The organism is Enterocloster sp. HCN-30185, from assembly GCF_037890305.1.
Taxonomy (GTDB): domain Bacteria; phylum Bacillota; class Clostridia; order Lachnospirales; family Lachnospiraceae; genus Enterocloster.
Window position 1 is genome coordinate 322,794 of record NZ_JBBKBT010000001.1, and the last position, 15,850, is coordinate 338,643.

Below are 15,850 nucleotides of genomic sequence, written 5' to 3' on the forward strand. Positions count from 1 at the left end.
CCAATATTTTATTTTATTTTCAACTTTTTTTGATATTTTTACACATATGACTGTCATAAAAAACAGACCCTCCATAGAATTACTTTTCCATGAACAGTCTGTTTCCTTTTTTATCCCCTTGCCACCTCTTTTACCAGAAGAAGCCTCTGCCCGGCCTTAATCTCCTCGTCCGCCAGTTCATTGGCTGATATGATGTGGCTGATGGTCGTATGGAATTTTTTAGCGATCATCCAGAGACTGTCACCGGGCTGAACAATGTATCCCGCAATTCCCGGCAGCTCCTGAAGCTTCTTTAAATCCAGAGGGCCGGAAGAGATACCTGTGATCACCTGTTCCTTTACAGGCTGCAGAACCAGGAAGTCCAGCACTGCCACAGCCTTAATTTCCACCATATCTCCTCCCATCATCACGGCTGTGAGCTGTTCCAGCCCCGCATCCAGCTGGTATACGCTGTCTTCCCGGATCCCTCTGGCCTCTGCCGTACATTTAAAGGGAATCTGCTCTACTGCCGGCTGAACCGGAGCCTGGTCATCACTGGTAAGATAAAGAAGTGTCACCTCCAAAACCCCCTCTATCTTTAAGCAGTCCTCTCCCGGTTCTACCTCATCCAGTTTTATGGTTCCGCTGTGATGACAGATCTGTAAAATCCGCTCTCCCTGGGGAAGCTTCACTTTTTCTCCGATTCTGGAACGGCATACATTTCGTGTAAGGATCCGGTCAAACACCGTTTCCCTACGCTCCGGCGTCAATTCCCGGCTGTTGGAATATACATCGCTTAAAAGCTCTGTTTCCAGTTCCTCATACAGACGGATATCCAGCTCAAGAACCCCGTCAATCTCCAGTTCCCGCATCTCTCCGTCATAATCCGGTTTTGCCTCGATCTCCCGATGGGAAAGCCGGACCGTAATCATGGGGATCTGATCCTCCTTTACTCCCTCTGCCTCCATTTCTCCTGAAAACGGGATCGTTTCCTCCAGCCACTGCACAGGCATTGTATCATCCTCCGCCTCATAGATCACAAATACCGTGAGCTCCCCTTCCAGATGCAGAGTGCCGTCAAGAGGCTTTACCGATACAGCCCGCAGCTTCATTTCTTTCCATAAAAGGCGGCCGATCCCCGGCTTTCCGCCTGTAAGCCCTACTGCCTCCCGAATCCGATAGGTATCCTTTCTGCATACTGCCATAGATGCGGCTGTCATCCGGCGCTTTAGGGTTTCAACCGGCATTTCCCCATGATTCTCCGCAGCCCCTGTATAGGCCTCTGTATCCGTCCCCCCCTGCTTTACATCCACGGCAGCTTCTGTATCTTTTGATGCCTCAATCCGCACTTGAAGGGTAACGATCGCCTGAACTCCCAGTTTTCGGGAATGGATCATATTGGTATTCAGGTCATCCAGCGTCCAGGACAGACTCACTGTATCCTTATCCTCTAACTGGGGAACATTGATCATCTCCTCAAAAGGAATGCTGCCTCCCAGCGTCTGCAGTCCGCCCCCCTCCCTGCGGTACAGAACCTGAAATTCCAGACGTCCCTTTACATTTACCTTATCCCCCATAGGCTTTACCTGCTCCGCCTGGATCTCTCCATTATCCAGCATAACCTGCTCCATATCGTCCATGGTGTCAGGCACAATAAAATCATCATCCAGGGTGATCTGAGTAGCCACATTTCCTTTCCACTGGTTCATATGTATCTGTTTCTTTATAAGCTCCATAAAAACACCTGCCATCCCTCATAGTCTCTTATAAAAAGAATCTATGCAAATGGCAGGTTAAATATAACTCTCAATAAGTTTCCAAAAAATGGTGCCGCACACCCTTCTGGACATAGCCCAGACAGGCATCCAGATTGATATTTTCCACACTTTTCATGATATTTGCATCAATAAAGGGGCTGTTTTTCCTAAGCCTTGCGATAAGCTCCTTCATCTCCTGGCGCTTGGAAGTATGGACAATATCACCGCCGTTCACCGCTTCCCCGGCAGCTGCCCGTTCTTTTGCGATCTGCTCCGTAAACCGGCAGGCACATTGGAGGAAATGAAGGTGGTTGCTGTCCCTCCAGGCCAAAATATCCTCTTCCTTTACAAAATACAAAGGCCGTATGAGCTCCATACCTGAAAAGTTGGTGCTGTGAAGCTTTGGCATCATGGTATTGATCTGGCCGCCGTAAAGGATCCCCATAAGAATGGTTTCGATCACATCATCAAAATGGTGTCCCAGTGCGATCTTATTGCAGCCCAGCTCCTTTGCATGGGAATAGAGGTAACCCCTCCGCATTCTGGCGCAGAGGTAACAGGGGGACTGATCCACATCCACCACAATATCAAAAATATCCGAGTCAAAGATCCGCACAGGGATATTCATAAGAGCTGCATTTTCCTCAATGAGCTTCCTGTTTTCCGGCTGATATCCCGGATCCATCACAATAAATTCCAGTTCAAACTTCGTATCACTCTGGCGCTTTAACTGCTGCAGGCACTTGGCAAGCAGCATGGAGTCCTTTCCTCCGGAAATGCACACAGCCACCCGGTCCCCGTCCTGAATCATCTCATATTCCTGAAGCCCCTTTACAAAGGGCCTCCAGATGGTTTTTCTGTATTCTTTTATAATACTCCGTTCTATATTAACGTAAGGGGCTTCCTGCTTCATCCCTGTGTGCTTTCTCCTTCTGTTTTCTCATTTCCGGATACGGATTTCTCTGAAAGAAGCTTTACCGTTTCCTTCAGCTGCGTAATCTCCTGAGTTATCATCCGGATCTGGTTCTTCATCTGCTCGTATTCCTCTAACGTCATAGTTTCCCGCTTTTTCGGCAGGGTAACGCCGTCCTTTTTTATGGGACGGGCCGGAATTCCCACGGCTGTTACATTGTCCTCCAAGGGCTTTAAAAGCACCGCATTGGCGGCAATAGAACAGTTGTCTCCCACCTCAAAGGCGCCTAAAATCTTAGCTCCTGCGCCTACCATAACGTTATTTCCAAGAGTTGGATGACGTTTTCCCTTTTTAGTTCCCACGCCGCCCAGCGTAACTCCCTGGTAAATAGTGCAGTTATCTCCCACCACTGCCGTCTCTCCGATGACCACACCGCTTCCGTGGTCGATCAGAATCCCGCGTCCCAGCGTAGCGCCCGGATGGATCTCGATCAGCGTAAAGAAACGGGCTATCTGTGAAATAAGCCTGGCAATAAAAAACATTTTATGCTGGTAAAACCAGTGGGCAAACCGATGCCAGATCAAAGCATGGATGCCCTGATACAGCAAAAGAACCTCAAGCGCACTGCGGGCCGCCGGATCCCGCTCCTGCACTGCCTTTATATCCAGCCAAATATCCTTTAAGATCATTTCTGCTACCAACCTTTCCAAAATGCATCCATTTTGATTCATAACGCATTTTGATGTAGTATAGCATATGATCCCGGCGAAAAAAAGGATTTTCTTTCTACTTAAAAATAACCGGCTCCTCTAAAAGCTCTGTCCGCAGTACAATATAGGGGAAGGACTTCTCCGTGCCCGGATCTTCCCCCTTTTCCGGCCCCATCAGCTCCGTTGCAAGGACAATCGAATTTTCCGTCAGATAAAGTTCTCTTATGCTGATACTGTATCCCCCTGTAGGCTGGGCCCCATATCCTACCGCTATGTACAGGTTCTTATCATCCGTGTAAGTCAGCTTAAAGGGCTGGGACACCTTTTCTGAAATCAGCTTTGAAAGTTCTTCAGGCAGCTCCTCTGAAGGGGCAGTCTGAAATTCCAGATCCCGCACCTTATCCCTGTTTTCCTTTGAAACGGAACAGCCTGTAAAGCCTGCGGCAAGGGAAAGAATCAGTCCCGTCATCCAAAGAATCCTTAAAACTCGTTTCATATCTGAAAAAACCTCCCGAAATATACCATCTGTTATCAGTATATTCCGGGAGGCCTGTCTGCGACCCTTACATTATTTTACGGATCCATCCTTCTGGCGCCTCAATGCGTCCCATCTGGATACCGGTCAGCGTATCATACAGCTTCTTTGTAACAGGACCCATCTCCTCCATACCACTTGGGAAGCAGATTTCCTTGCCATGGTCATTAACCTTTCCTACAGGGGAGATCACAGCCGCGGTTCCGCAGAGGCCGCATTCTGCAAATTCCTTTAATTCTTCCAGCTTTACAGGTCTCTGTGTTACCTTTAAGCCCAGATAATGTTCTGCCACATACATGAGAGAACGTCTCGTAATAGACGGGAGAATGGAATTGGATTTGGGCGTAACAACCTCTCCGTCCTTTGTAATAAAGATGAAATTAGCTCCGCCGGTTTCCTCTACATACGTTCTGGTGGCCGGATCCAGGAACATATTTTCATCAAATCCATTGGCATGAGCCGTTTCATGGGCATGAAGGCTCATGGCGTAATTTAATCCAGCCTTTACATGACCCGTTCCATGAGGAGCCGCACGGTCAAAATCACTGACGCAGATGGTAATCGGCTTCGCTCCGCCCTTAAAATAAGGACCCACTGGCGTCACAAACATTCTAAACTGATACTCATCAGACGGCTTAACGCCGATCACAGGACCAGAAGCAAACATATAGGGGCGTATATACAGGGTTGCTCCGCTGCCGTAAGGCGGAACCCAGGCCGCATTTGCCTTTACCACCTGATCCAGAGCTTCCAGAAAACGCTCTTTAGGAAACACAGGCATCTCCAGACGTCTGGCAGAGTCCATCATGCGCTCTGCATTTAAGTCCGGACGGAAGGTAACGATGCTGCCGTCCTCTGTGGTATACGCCTTTAATCCCTCAAAGCACTCCTGACAATACTGCAGAATGCCTGCACATTCATTGAGCACTACCGTTGAATCAGCCGTCAGCCGTCCCTCTCCCCATACTCCATTCTTATAATCTGCTACATATCGCATATCTGTGGGCATATAACTGAAACCGATATTACCCCAGTCCAGATTCTTTTTTTCCATAGCTGCTTCCTCCATTCCTGTCCTTGGAATTTATTTTACAGACATTATAGACTTATTAAATCAGAAAATCAACGTCAAAACAGGAGGATGGGTATATCATTCGGATATGGAAGGTATAACCCGTACCGGAAATACCTTTGGATAGAATTGACATCCTTCCAGCAGTGTTCTATGATACAGTCAGAAACGGCAGAAAGGACTTTATCGATGAAACTTCCTGAGTTCAGAAAACAAATAGAAACATATTCCATAGAAGAGCTGCGCTATCTGACCGCAGAACTGTACAAAGCGATCCCGAAGAAAATAAAAGAGGAAAAGGACATTGACCCCCTGGTTCTGTCTGTTCCGGAGCATTTCAAAGAAAATGGAACAGGCAAGGCCTCTTCCCCCTCTAAAGTAAAAAAAGCCCCGGATCTTGGAGCCCTGGAATCAGAGATTGAACTTTTTCTTGAAAATGCCTATGCACAGAATTATTTTGCCCCAAACCGCTTCGTTCCAAAGCATGAGCGGCCCAAATGGCGTTTTAAGGTGAAAAACTATATTAAAACCCTTCGGGATCATTATACAGAAGGGGAGGAGGCTGAGACTGCAGTCCTTCTTCTGGAAAAGCTGTACCGTATGCTGTGTTACGGCTGCTGCTATTATATTTTCAGTACAACCGATCCTTTCCAGTCCATCGGAATGAGGCAGAATGAACTTCTGGATCTTGTGATCAAAAAAAGTTTTGCCTGCGGAGTCACCAGTGAACGCATCTGCAAAATGGAAGAAATTTCCACATTAAGCGGATTAAGCTATGATATGCTTTCTGGATCCCTTCTTTCTGTCCTTGCTGCAAATTTAAAGACTGCAGATATGAAGGAAACTGCGATTGCAGAGGCAAAAAAACTGAGACAGAAAATTGTCAGCATACGTTATTCCGACCGTGAACAGAAAAACAGCTTAACTACTCTGATTCTGATGATCCATTTCTCTCTGTACGAATATGAGGAGGGGATCAGGGATTTTAAGGAAAAGTATCTGGAACCGGATAAAGAGATCTTATATTACGTACTGCTAAGCCATATGTTTTTCTATGATCTTAAAAATTACTGGGTGCGGGAGTACAAAACGGCTTTGAATCAAGGAATTTCACTGAGGAAATCTCTGATGGAAATATATGAATATCTGATGGAGCATGGGGAATTTCCGGAGAGCTTTTATTTATAAAAGGAATGGAGGATACACTTATATGTGGCTGTTTTTCGCGCTGCTGTCCGCTCTCTTTGCGGCCCTTACTTCCATTTTGGCAAAACTTGGAATCGATGGAGTAAATTCAAATCTGGCAACCGCCATCCGGACCGTTGTAGTCGTAGTGATGGCCTGGGGAATGGTATTTCTTACCCATGCTCAAAACGGAATTTTTTCGATTGGAAGAAAAAGCTGGATTTTTCTCATCCTGTCCGGCCTTGCCACCGGCGCCTCCTGGCTCTGCTACTACCGTGCATTACAGCTGGGAGACGCCTCAAAAGTTGTTCCTGTGGATAAACTCAGCGTTGTGATGACGCTGATCCTTGCTTTTGTCTTTCTCCATGAAGATTTTACCGCAAAGTCGCTCATAGGGTGTATCCTTATTGGGGCCGGGACGTTGGTAATGGTATTATAGGTATACTGCTGAAGCTTTTTACCTCTCCAGAAAATCTATAAGTAAAAATAAAATCAAATTGGAAAGGTGACGATTATGTTAAAGAAAACTCATATGCTGTACAAAAACCGGAAATGGATTTCCAACGGTATGACAGCCAGCATAAACCGCATAAAGAATATCCTGACGATCAGTTTTCAGCCTGTGGTAGGGGAATTAAACCAAAAATACAGAGCGTCTATCCACCCTCTATAAGATAAATAGACGCTCTGTTCATTTGTATATCATGTTTCTTCATACTCAAAAATCAGTTCTTCTGTCAAATACTCATCGCTCATACAATGTAAATCTGATACCCCTTCACAGAGCAAAGGATAAAGAGCAGAACAATAGAAAAATTTCAGGGCTTCATCGAAAGACAGATTTTTCTTTTTCGAAAATCGCTCAATGATCCAGGCATATTTTTTTGCAGCAAAATCGGATTGGCTGTCAAATCTGTTCACTCCCTTCATAATGCAGATACTCATCAAGAACCGTTTGTGTACGCAGGCACATCTGCAGGTTTGGTTTTTCATAACGCAATCGGCGAATCGCTTCCTTCTTATCAATTAAATTATCAAAGTAAAGTTCAACAGTATTAAATACTTTATCATTTGCAGCACCGCCAATCACTATATCGTAATCTGTTGCATCATTCCCCTTCTGCATTTCAGAATTTTAAGTCTCTGATAAGCTGATTCGTCAAAACTGTAGTGAGAAACAATTCCTCTTTTCCCGCGCCGCTTAAATCTTTCATACCACTTTATTGCCTGTTCATAAAGTGGTGTTGTATAAAAACCACGCCCAAAATCAAGATTCTCTCTGGAATGTACTAAATCCGGAGTTTGAACTTCCAAATATGAACCATGATATAAAATCATAATTGGATACCCATTTCTTCTATAAGATTAATAATATCGTCCACAATATATTCTTTGCTCTGGGTATGAAGCATCTCATACTCCGGTATAACATAACTGTTTAAAATATCGCTCTTTTCTGTCAAAGCTCGATACCATTTTTTCAGACGCATTGCAATATTTTCAATGCAGAAAACAGCAAATTCCAGTTCATCGGTATTTTTTATTTTTATATCATTCAACATCGTCAGCTCCCCTCCGTCATTCATATTTTTGATCTCAGCATCTTGAGGTTAAAGTAAATACTTCTGTATACTTTTAATTTCCATGGAACAAGTATATGACAACCTTCTGCTTTTGGCTATCTCCCCAATGCATAAAATACCACAGCTTGTAATATGATGGTAAAAACGTTCTCAGGGTGAAATACCATGAAGGAATATATTGAAGAACGGGCCATTGCTATTGCGAATTACATTATCGACCACAACGCTACCGTGCGCCAGACAGCCAGACGGTTTGGAATTTCCAAGTCTACGGTACATAAGGATGTCACCGATCGTTTGGAACACATCAACCCATCCCTCGCCGCCCAGGCCAGAGTAGTGCTGGACATCAACAAATCCGAACGGCATATCCGGGGCGGACTGGCTACAAAGGAAAAATACCAGCATCGGCTGGCAATCTGCAGTAAAGAGAACAGCTAAACAAATACTTATGTGTACTATATACATCACAAAAACCGGCAGACCCTCACAATCTGCCGGTTTTTATATCAATTATTCTAATTTCAAAGCTTAGTTGGTTCCAATCGACATTGTCTCAGGCAATGTGCTTCCGCCATCAATAACAATCTGAGAACCTGTCAGATAGCTGGATTCGTCGCTTCCCAGGAATGCAAAGAGCTCTCCTACCTCGATTGGTTTTGCGAGGCGCTTCATGGGAACGCCGACTGCGATATCTGCGATTGCTGCCTCCGGATTTTCAGGATTAGATTCCAGAGCCATCTTTTCAACCATAGGTGTACGCGCATAGCCCAACTGTGAGCAGTTTACACGGATGTTGCGGTTTGCATACTCAACAGCCAGACATTTTGTCAGGCCAACCAGAGCAGCCTTTGTCATAGCATACGCTGCCTCACCTGCGTCTGCTACAATATCTCCGGTTACAGAGGAAGCGATCACAATATTGCCTCCGCCCTGCTTTAACATATATGGGATTACTGCCTTACAGGTGTTCCATACACCTTTGATATTTACATCGATATGGAAATCTCTGGTAGCATCATCCATCTCCTCAAAAGGAGCCAGACGGCATACACCTGCGTTGCAGCAGGCTACATTGATCTCTCCAAAAGCCTCAATGCCCTTTGCCGCAGCTGCATCCATCTGTGCGCGGTCCGCTACATTGGCAACTACGGTGATAATCTCTGAATTGTATTCCTTGCGCAGTTTTTCAGCTGTTTCTTCTACAGCAGGAGAGAGATCTACCATGATCAGCTTTGCTCCGTATTTTGCATACGCAGTAGAAATTCCTTCTCCAAGTCCGGCAGCAGCTCCGGTAATCAGTGCAACTTTTCCATCCAGTTTAGCCATTTTATCTTCTCCTTTACTTCATTCATTTATTTTCAGACGTTTCGTTTCGTCCGGATTAACTGTTTTACAAACTTAAAATTGCTGTACTCCATCCGGTGTTTCAATCTCAACCGGATGTTTCTTCCAGTTTACCAGAAGCATCCACAGCCAGATCACTACACCGATGCCCAAATATACTCCAAAGCAGATCCAGGAATCAATTCCCTGGCCCAATGTACAGAAAAATGCAATCGCAACTGCAATGAGCATCGCAAACACACGAAATGCATCACCGCCCTTAACGGTATTCGCACTCTTCCACTCAGGATGCTTGTGATGAATGCACACAGCTGAAATCATTGTTAAAGCATACGCACAGGCGCAGCCAAAACTCATCAGATTGAAAAATGCACTCATAAAATCGGAAGAGTTCTGAAGTACAATAAAGATCAAAGATAATACCAGCAGAAAAATGTTAGGAAGCATCGGCTGCTGATTTTTATTTACCTTGGCAAATACTTTTGGAAGGAAATTCTTATTTGCCATGGAATACAGCATACGTACGGTAGACATCCAGAATCCCAGCAAAGATGCTCCCATACCCAGAAGGCAGGAAAGAATACCTACAATAATCGGCCAGAAGGTCCATCCCAATACATTCTGCATGGTCGCAATGGTCAGGAAACCGTCCTGTGCGAAATTGGCATGAATGTCCTTCAGACCATCCAGACCTGCTACACAGAAATAATAAAATACATAAATACAGCCGCAGGTGAGAATGGAACCGCAGATTGCTTTTTTAGAATTTTTAATAGGGAAATCTCCTTCTTCTACCATCTGAGGAACGGTTTCAAATCCAAAATACGGAGTGATCAAAAGAGCCATTCCAATGATCCAGCCCGGTATACCGTTCACAGACTCCAACGTTGTAGTGAAAATATTTCCAAAGTTTTCCAGATGCCAATGACCGGAAAACAGAAGAATAAATCCAGTCAGAATGGTTACTGTGATATTACAAAACAGCATACCTGCCTGAGCCTTTACCAGAAACTGCACATTCTGGATACTCATTAAAAAATACAGAACCAAGAGTACAGCTGCACATCCCACCATGGGCCAAGTACCAAGGTTTAAACCCAGCGTTTTGTTTACCCAGGTCATAATTGCCATAACCACTGCCGGAGGAACGGAAATCCACGCTGCCATAATAAGCCAGGAAGCCAGGAAACCAACGTGCTTATTGATCCCTACGGTATTGTAGATCAGCTCGCCTCCTGAGGTATGGAACAAGGATGCCAGCTCACTGTATACCAGAGCTACCGGAAGGATCGCCACTGTCATCAGGGCGAATGCCAGAAACGTACCGCTGCCGCAATAACCATAAAATACAGAATCCCAATAGTTTACAAATGTGAAAATAGATCCTGTCGCAACCGTATAAACAAAAATCAATTTCAGACTCTTATTCAAACCATTGCTTTTATTTTGTTTGTCCTCCATGTAAAACACAACCCCTTTACTTTTACTTTGCAATTTTTCAGCATACAAAAAAGCCCAAAATCCCCCCTATACTTAAAAGAGAAAATCTGGACTTCGATGTCGCTGTTCGCTGATATGCGCCGTTGTATATCAGTTATGTTTTTTAAAGAGATATCGCTTTAATTGCTTTCAATCATACCACTTTGCTCAAAGTTTGTCAAGTAATTAACAATTTTTATCCTACATGTTATACGCCATTAACAAAATCCGGGCAATTTCTGCCATGGTCTGCTCCTTATCCATAGCCTGACGGCGAATATAGGAATATGCCTCATTTTCAGAAAGCTTCCTGTGCTCCATTAAAAGCCCCTTCGCCTTTTCAATGTATTTTCTGTCCTCCAGCGCTTTTTTTGTTTTCTCACATTCCCTTTCTGCCTTCATAATATGATCTTCCTGACAAAGAGCTACCTCCACCGCTCCCAAAAGCGCTGATTCCTCTACCGGCTTCACAAGATATCCCATAATATCCTCCTGGGCTGCCTGATGCAGCAGCGCTTTATTGCGGCAGGAAGTAAGCACAATGATAAAACCTGCCAGCTTCTCCCTGTGGATCACCCGAATTGCCTCAAGCCCGGTCATAACAGGCATACTCAAATCCATAATCACAAAATCCGGACGTTCCCTGCGGCATACCATAACTGCTTCCAGCCCGTCTGCTGCTTCTCCCACAACCTGATACCCATTATTCTGAAGAAATTCCACTGCCTTTTTACAGGCTTTACCATCATCATCTGCAACCACAACCCGATACATAATTCCCCCTTCATCCAATACTCCAAACTTAAAACTGGAAATTTTTGTCTATTTATTAACAATTTTCACTATGTGAAATCATTGTATCATGGGGGGAATAAAATTGCAACTTAAGGCAGCCGGTATCACTGCATAAAGCCTGCAACAGCCTGGTTCAGATGAATCAAACGCCTCTGGATCCGTTCATCTTTAATAGTTAATCCCCAACACCGCCAGTTTCCCGTCTCTCATCCCAAATACAATATTGGGCCCGCCGTTTTCTCCAGTAAGGACAAAACCAGCCATACTTGGGGAGCGTGCCGTCTCATCTGCCGCGTGAGAAGCCTGTACTTCAGATTCCTTTTTCTCAGCTTCAGGAGCTTTTTCCGTTTCTTCTGTATGTGCTGTCGTTCCTTCCGTCCTGGCTGTTTCTGATACAGCGCTTGTCTCCTGTACGCTTTTTGTTTCTTCCTTTGCTCCGCATCCAACAGCCAGTGCCATTACAGCTCCTGCGATCAATAATACATTCCATCTCTTCCTCATATTTCAATTCTCCTTCCCAGTTTATTTTACAATTTTCTTTTGTTTTGCAAATTTCAGATTAGTTTCAGGGTTTTAAAAATTTTTCTTGATTTTTCTCAAAAGTGCCCGTATACTGTATCACGAAGCGGACGCCGCAGGAGCGCCCCATACGTTTCAGACAGCAAACTGCTGTGCATAAGATCAAAAATTATCTGCCACCGGGTAGGAATGTTGAAAGCATTCACATACGCATCGATAGGTCTTTGAAGATGTGTATATGAATGCTTTTTATATATCACCGGCAGATAAGGAGGACATCATGAAATCATTTACCACACTCAAAAACTACTTTTCAAAAACAGAGCTGATTCTCTGGAGTACCTCAGTCGTTTTGATTCTGATTGCTTTCTGTCTCTTTGACCGGACCAGTTATATGACCCTTTGGACCTCATTGATCGGAGTGACTTCTCTCATCTTCTGTGCCAAGGGAAATCCCATGGGACAGCTTTTGATGGTGCTGTTCAGCCTGCTTTACGGAATGATTTCCCTGAACGTTTCTTATTATGGAGAAATGATCACATATCTGGGAATGACCATGCCTATGGCTGTGTTCTCTCTGATCACATGGCTGAAAAATCCATTTAATGGAAATCGTTCGGAAGTCGAAATCTACCATATCAAACGGCATGATATTGTGCTTATGTCCGTTTTGACTGCAGTCGTGACCATCCTGTTTTACTTTATTTTAAAGGCCTTTAACACTGCCAATTTAATCCCCAGCACGATTTCTGTAACTACCAGCTTCCTGGCTGTATATCTAACCTTTAAGCGCAGTCCCTACTATGCGGCAGGATACGCCGCCAATGACCTGATCCTGATCATACTGTGGACTATGGCCTCAATGGAAGATATCAGCTGCCTGTCTGTAACCGTATGCTTTGCCGCCTTTTTTGTAAATGATATTTACGGCTTTTTAAACTGGCGCAGGATGGGACAGCGACAGGCTGCGGTGGCTGCAGGCAGCTAAAAAGCTGTCCCCCTAAAGGAACAGCTTCCAGACTGCAATCAATATAGAAAATACTGCGATCCCCCGTTTTAAAACGCCCTGATTTATGCGCACTGCGTTTTTGCTCCCCAGATACACGCCAACGCCATGGCTTGCCAGAGCGGCAGCCAACACAGGCAGGAGCGCCGGGACATCGCACTGGCTCATGTAGCCGATACAGGCCGGAATCCCGATAAAAATGGAGTTAAACAGGGCAATTCCTACTGCCACACGAACGCCGGTGCCGAATACTACTAAAAGCGGCATCACCAATATTGGGCCGCCTGCTCCGGACAAAGCACAGATCAAACCCGTAACAAACCCCAGAAGCAGGGTGGGGACAAGATGCTTCTCCAGTCGAAAGCCCTTCTCCTTTGCCCCGGCGGCCCCGGCAGCCGCCTTTTTCTCCGTCTCAGCAGCTTTTCCGTCCTTTCTCAGCAGAATGGAAATACCGGACAACAGCACCACCACATACAGAAGTATCTTGACCTGCTCTTCCGGGATAATCAAATTCAGCTTTACGCCCAGAACCGCACCTGCCATACTTCCTGCACTTAAGCGCAGACCAAAGGACACGTCCAGATTTCCAGCTTTTTTATAATTGAAAGATCCCAGCGCGCCCGACAGGATAAAGGCCGCAAAGCTCAGTGCAAGTCCCTGGGTGACGCTCATCTGCAGAAGGCCTGTATACACGATCGGAAGGAGAAATCCCGCCACTCCGGTAAGCCCTACCAGACCGCCGACTCCGAAATTGGATAATATAACTGTCAACCAGAAACAGAAAACCTTAGAGGATTAAATTTTTCGTTAAAAGCCATATCAAACCTGCCTGAGCGCAGCGAGTTTTTAATATGGCTTTTGCTTTTAGAAAAATTTCAGCCCCTTAGGTTTTCTTATGGCCGGAAACCGGAGTCCTGAACACCAGACGCCAGAGTGCGGTGTAAAGTGCGGAAACTCAAAGTCAATTTTCCTCTTGTTTCCCTTCCCGAAAACAGTTATAATTCTCTTTACTGCCCATTTTCAGGCTAAAAAGAGGAAATATCAAGTAATCAAAATCATTGATATTAGTGCTTAAAAGTGTTTGAATATACTCGAGGAGGATTATTTATGAACACTTCTAATATCACTAATTACAAACCAAAAGATTTTGCTGGATTATTAGGTGTCTCTGTTAAAACGCTGCAGCGTTGGGATAGAGAGGGGATTCTGAAAGCAAACCGTACTCCAACTGATAGACGTTATTACACTTATGACCAATATCTTCAATTTAAAGGCATTCATACCGAAAATGATGATCGTCAGACTGTTATTTATGCCAGAGTATCTACAAGAAACCAAACGGATAATCTACAAAACCAGGCAGCGTTTTTACGTCAGTTTTGTAACGCCAGGGGAATGATCGTAGACCAATGCATTGAAGAGTATGGAAGTGGTCTTAATTACAACCGTAAAAAGTGGAATCAATTATTGGATGAAGTGATGGAACAAAAAATCAGGACGATTATAGTCACGCATAAAGATAGATTTGTCAGATTTGGCTATGATTGGTTCGAAAAATTCTGTATGAAGTTCAACACGACCATAGTAGTAGTAAACAATGAAGAGCTATCACCACGGGAAGAACTTGTACAGGATATTGTTTCCATCCTTCATGTATTCTCCTACAGGCTGTACGGACTTCGTAAGTATAAAAAACAAATAGAAGGAGATGAGGAGATTGCTAAAGAACTTCAAGACGGAAATAAATCCAACAGAGGAACAGAAGGTTAAGATCCGTAAGAAGATAGGAACGTGTAGATTTATCTATAATTTCTATCTTGCTCACAATAAAGAACTTCATGAAAATGGTAAAAAGTTTATGAGCAGTCATCAATTTAGAGTCTGGCTTAATAATGAATATCTGCCGGATCACCCGGAATATGCATGGATCAAGGAGGCATATTCAAAAGCAGTAACCCAGTCTGTAAATCATGGACAGACCGCATTTACAAGATTTTTCAAACATCAAAGCGGCTTTCCTAAATTCAAAAAAAGGGTAAGTCGGATGTAAAAATGTACTTCGTGAAGAATAATCCAAAGGATTGCCGCTGCGAAAGACATCGGATCAATATCCCATCCCTTGGGTGGGTCAGAATCAAAGAAAAGGGATATATCCCTGCTACAAAAGATGGATATGTCATAAAAAGCGGTTCGGTCTCCATGAAAGCGGACAGGTTTTATGTTTCAGTTCTGATAGAAATACCGGATAACAAAACAACCGATATCTACAGCGAAGGGATTGGCATAGACCTTGGATTAAAAGATTTTGCCATTCTCTCAAATGGTAAGAAATATAAGAACATTAATAAATGAGCAAGACTGAAAAAACTTGAAAAACAACTGATCCGGGAGCAGAGATGTCTCTCCCGTAAGTATGAAAATTTAAAGAAAGGAGAGTCCACTCAAAAAGCAAATATACAAAAGCAAAAGCTTAAGGTACAGAAACTTCATCATCGGATAGACAATATCCGAACTGATCATATCAATAAGGCCATCGCTGAGATAGTGAAAACCAAGCCGTCTTATATAACGATTGAGGATCTGAATGTATCAGGAATGATGAAGAACCGGCATCTTTCAAAAGCAGTTGCATCACAGAAATTCTATGAGTTTAGGACAAAGTTGAAAGTGAAGTGTGATGATAATGGCATTGAATTAAGAATTGCAGACAGGTTTTATCCATCTTCTAAAATATGTCATTGTTGAGGTTCTATAAAAAAGGACTTAAAACTTTCAGACAGGATCTACAAATGCAGTTGTAGTTATGTAGAGGATAGAGATCTTAATGCGAGTCTTAATTTAAAAGATGCAGTAACTTACAAAATTGCATGATCAGGCAAGTGTAAGTATGTACCGAAGGCTATTTCGGGAATTGACGACTGTGGAGTGTACAAGAACCTGTTAGTAGCAAGTTGCCAGCAACTGCCAACG

General features: G+C 44.1%; 18 protein-coding genes and 2 pseudogenes. 7 read left to right on the forward strand and 13 right to left on the reverse strand.

Annotated features, from left to right (window positions below; all coding sequences use genetic code 11):
- Positions 1–110 precede the first annotated feature (110 nt).
- From WKT10_RS01465 to WKT10_RS01485, 5 genes are all read right to left on the reverse strand, one after another.
- The gene (locus tag WKT10_RS01465) at positions 111–1,715 is read right to left on the reverse strand and encodes a DUF3794 and LysM peptidoglycan-binding domain-containing protein (RefSeq protein ID WP_340275177.1); all 1,605 of its coding nucleotides are present in this window, start codon (positions 1,713–1,715) and stop codon (positions 111–113) included.
- Positions 1,716–1,785: 70 nt separating this feature from the next.
- On the reverse strand, positions 1,786–2,649 hold the full coding sequence (locus WKT10_RS01470) for a tRNA 2-thiocytidine biosynthesis TtcA family protein (RefSeq protein ID WP_066544757.1): 864 nt from the start codon (positions 2,647–2,649) through the stop codon (positions 1,786–1,788).
- Positions 2,646–3,338, reverse strand: coding sequence for a serine O-acetyltransferase (gene cysE, locus WKT10_RS01475; RefSeq protein ID WP_340275179.1), 693 nt, complete (start codon positions 3,336–3,338; stop codon positions 2,646–2,648). Before cysE ends, WKT10_RS01470 begins: the two co-directional genes overlap by 4 nt.
- 97 nt (positions 3,339–3,435) lie before the next feature.
- On the reverse strand, positions 3,436–3,828 hold the full coding sequence (locus tag WKT10_RS01480; RefSeq protein WP_340275181.1) for a protease complex subunit PrcB family protein: 393 nt from the start codon (positions 3,826–3,828) through the stop codon (positions 3,436–3,438).
- 94 nt (positions 3,829–3,922) lie between these two features.
- Positions 3,923–4,948, reverse strand: coding sequence for a branched-chain amino acid aminotransferase (locus WKT10_RS01485; RefSeq protein WP_340274981.1), 1,026 nt, complete (start codon positions 4,946–4,948; stop codon positions 3,923–3,925).
- A gap of 171 nt (positions 4,949–5,119) precedes the next feature.
- On the opposite strand from WKT10_RS01485, the gene WKT10_RS01490 reads away from it, so the two are divergent.
- The 3 genes from WKT10_RS01490 (at position 5,120) to WKT10_RS01500 (ending at position 6,824) form a co-directional block, all read left to right on the forward strand.
- Positions 5,120–6,154 carry a hypothetical protein gene (locus WKT10_RS01490; protein WP_340274983.1) on the forward strand — a complete coding sequence of 345 codons (1,035 nt, stop codon included), beginning with the start codon at positions 5,120–5,122 and terminating at the stop codon, positions 6,152–6,154.
- 22 nt (positions 6,155–6,176) lie between these two features.
- The gene (locus WKT10_RS01495) at positions 6,177–6,590 is read left to right on the forward strand and encodes an EamA family transporter (RefSeq protein ID WP_066544766.1); all 414 of its coding nucleotides are present in this window, start codon (positions 6,177–6,179) and stop codon (positions 6,588–6,590) included.
- 75 nt (positions 6,591–6,665) lie between these two features.
- A complete protein-coding gene (locus WKT10_RS01500) occupies positions 6,666–6,824 on the forward strand; it encodes a hypothetical protein (RefSeq protein WP_340274985.1) in 159 nt (52 codons plus the stop codon).
- A 29-nt stretch (positions 6,825–6,853) separates the two neighbouring features.
- Here WKT10_RS01500 and WKT10_RS01505 read toward each other — a convergent pair whose 3' ends face one another.
- The 3 genes and pseudogenes from WKT10_RS01505 to WKT10_RS01520 form a co-directional block, all read right to left on the reverse strand.
- Entirely contained in the window at positions 6,854–7,081 is a 228-nt protein-coding gene (locus WKT10_RS01505) for a DUF3791 domain-containing protein (RefSeq protein WP_340274987.1), read from the reverse strand.
- A pseudogene (locus tag WKT10_RS16000) lies at positions 7,059–7,489 on the reverse strand (DUF3990 domain-containing protein). The gene WKT10_RS01505 and the pseudogene WKT10_RS16000 overlap by 23 nt, the downstream one beginning before the upstream one ends.
- Positions 7,486–7,713: a DUF3791 domain-containing protein gene (locus WKT10_RS01520; RefSeq protein ID WP_340274994.1), complete on the reverse strand. Its 228-nt coding sequence runs from the start codon at positions 7,711–7,713 to the stop codon at positions 7,486–7,488. The pseudogene WKT10_RS16000 and the gene WKT10_RS01520 overlap by 4 nt, the downstream one beginning before the upstream one ends.
- Before the next feature lie 186 nt (positions 7,714–7,899).
- Here WKT10_RS01520 and spoIIID point away from each other — a divergent pair, with 186 nt between their 5' ends.
- Positions 7,900–8,175, forward strand: coding sequence for a sporulation transcriptional regulator SpoIIID (gene spoIIID, locus WKT10_RS01525; RefSeq protein ID WP_066544770.1), 276 nt, complete (start codon positions 7,900–7,902; stop codon positions 8,173–8,175).
- Positions 8,176–8,265: 90 nt separating this feature from the next.
- On the opposite strand, the gene ucpA is transcribed toward spoIIID, so the two are convergent.
- The 4 genes from ucpA to WKT10_RS01545 all read right to left on the reverse strand — a co-directional run bounded on the left by ucpA (position 8,266) and on the right by WKT10_RS01545 (position 11,856).
- Entirely contained in the window at positions 8,266–9,063 is a 798-nt protein-coding gene (gene ucpA, locus WKT10_RS01530; RefSeq protein ID WP_296036387.1) for an SDR family oxidoreductase UcpA, read from the reverse strand.
- Positions 9,064–9,135: 72 nt separating this feature from the next.
- Complete coding sequence (locus WKT10_RS01535) at positions 9,136–10,542, reverse strand: APC family permease (RefSeq protein WP_337434564.1); 1,407 nt, start codon at positions 10,540–10,542, stop codon at positions 9,136–9,138.
- A gap of 219 nt (positions 10,543–10,761) precedes the next feature.
- Positions 10,762–11,334: an ANTAR domain-containing response regulator gene (locus WKT10_RS01540; RefSeq protein ID WP_337434565.1), complete on the reverse strand. Its 573-nt coding sequence runs from the start codon at positions 11,332–11,334 to the stop codon at positions 10,762–10,764.
- Between the two features lie 189 nt (positions 11,335–11,523).
- Positions 11,524–11,856: a hypothetical protein gene (locus WKT10_RS01545; protein WP_337434566.1), complete on the reverse strand. Its 333-nt coding sequence runs from the start codon at positions 11,854–11,856 to the stop codon at positions 11,524–11,526.
- A gap of 298 nt (positions 11,857–12,154) precedes the next feature.
- Here WKT10_RS01545 and pnuC point away from each other — a divergent pair, with 298 nt between their 5' ends.
- The gene (pnuC, locus tag WKT10_RS01550; RefSeq protein WP_337434567.1) at positions 12,155–12,862 is read left to right on the forward strand and encodes a nicotinamide riboside transporter PnuC; all 708 of its coding nucleotides are present in this window, start codon (positions 12,155–12,157) and stop codon (positions 12,860–12,862) included.
- A gap of 12 nt (positions 12,863–12,874) precedes the next feature.
- On the opposite strand, the gene WKT10_RS01555 is transcribed toward pnuC, so the two are convergent.
- Positions 12,875–13,651: a sulfite exporter TauE/SafE family protein gene (locus tag WKT10_RS01555; protein ID WP_337434568.1), complete on the reverse strand. Its 777-nt coding sequence runs from the start codon at positions 13,649–13,651 to the stop codon at positions 12,875–12,877.
- Between the two features lie 351 nt (positions 13,652–14,002).
- On the opposite strand from WKT10_RS01555, the gene WKT10_RS01560 reads away from it, so the two are divergent.
- Together WKT10_RS01560 and WKT10_RS01565 are read left to right on the forward strand one after the other, a co-directional pair.
- Positions 14,003–14,650 carry an IS607 family transposase gene (locus WKT10_RS01560; protein WP_337434570.1) on the forward strand — a complete coding sequence of 216 codons (648 nt, stop codon included), beginning with the start codon at positions 14,003–14,005 and terminating at the stop codon, positions 14,648–14,650.
- A pseudogene (locus tag WKT10_RS01565) lies at positions 14,589–15,751 on the forward strand (RNA-guided endonuclease InsQ/TnpB family protein). The gene WKT10_RS01560 and the pseudogene WKT10_RS01565 overlap by 62 nt, the downstream one beginning before the upstream one ends.
- Positions 15,752–15,850: the final 99 nt, after the last annotated feature.

Excerpts from the sequence above, each read along its gene's own strand:
- WKT10_RS01465 (WP_340275177.1), bottom strand. The coding sequence starts at position 1,715 with ATGGAGCTTATAAAGAAACAGATACATATGAACCAGTGGAAAGGAAAT.
- WKT10_RS01470 (WP_066544757.1), bottom strand. The coding sequence starts at position 2,649 with ATGAAGCAGGAAGCCCCTTACGTTAATATAGAACGGAGTATTATAAAA.
- cysE (WP_340275179.1), bottom strand. The coding sequence starts at position 3,338 with ATGATCTTAAAGGATATTTGGCTGGATATAAAGGCAGTGCAGGAGCGG.
- WKT10_RS01480 (WP_340275181.1), bottom strand. The coding sequence starts at position 3,828 with ATGACGGGACTGATTCTTTCCCTTGCCGCAGGCTTTACAGGCTGTTCC.
- WKT10_RS01485 (WP_340274981.1), bottom strand. The coding sequence starts at position 4,948 with ATGGAAAAAAAGAATCTGGACTGGGGTAATATCGGTTTCAGTTATATG.
- WKT10_RS01490 (WP_340274983.1), top strand. The coding sequence starts at position 5,120 with ATGATACAGTCAGAAACGGCAGAAAGGACTTTATCGATGAAACTTCCT.
- WKT10_RS01495 (WP_066544766.1), top strand. The coding sequence starts at position 6,177 with ATGTGGCTGTTTTTCGCGCTGCTGTCCGCTCTCTTTGCGGCCCTTACT.
- WKT10_RS01500 (WP_340274985.1), top strand. The coding sequence starts at position 6,666 with ATGTTAAAGAAAACTCATATGCTGTACAAAAACCGGAAATGGATTTCC.
- WKT10_RS01505 (WP_340274987.1), bottom strand. The coding sequence starts at position 7,081 with ATGAAGGGAGTGAACAGATTTGACAGCCAATCCGATTTTGCTGCAAAA.
- WKT10_RS01520 (WP_340274994.1), bottom strand. The coding sequence starts at position 7,713 with ATGTTGAATGATATAAAAATAAAAAATACCGATGAACTGGAATTTGCT.
- spoIIID (WP_066544770.1), top strand. The coding sequence starts at position 7,900 with ATGAAGGAATATATTGAAGAACGGGCCATTGCTATTGCGAATTACATT.
- ucpA (WP_296036387.1), bottom strand. The coding sequence starts at position 9,063 with ATGGCTAAACTGGATGGAAAAGTTGCACTGATTACCGGAGCTGCTGCC.
- WKT10_RS01535 (WP_337434564.1), bottom strand. The coding sequence starts at position 10,542 with ATGGAGGACAAACAAAATAAAAGCAATGGTTTGAATAAGAGTCTGAAA.
- WKT10_RS01540 (WP_337434565.1), bottom strand. The coding sequence starts at position 11,334 with ATGTATCGGGTTGTGGTTGCAGATGATGATGGTAAAGCCTGTAAAAAG.
- WKT10_RS01545 (WP_337434566.1), bottom strand. The coding sequence starts at position 11,856 with ATGAGGAAGAGATGGAATGTATTATTGATCGCAGGAGCTGTAATGGCA.
- pnuC (WP_337434567.1), top strand. The coding sequence starts at position 12,155 with ATGAAATCATTTACCACACTCAAAAACTACTTTTCAAAAACAGAGCTG.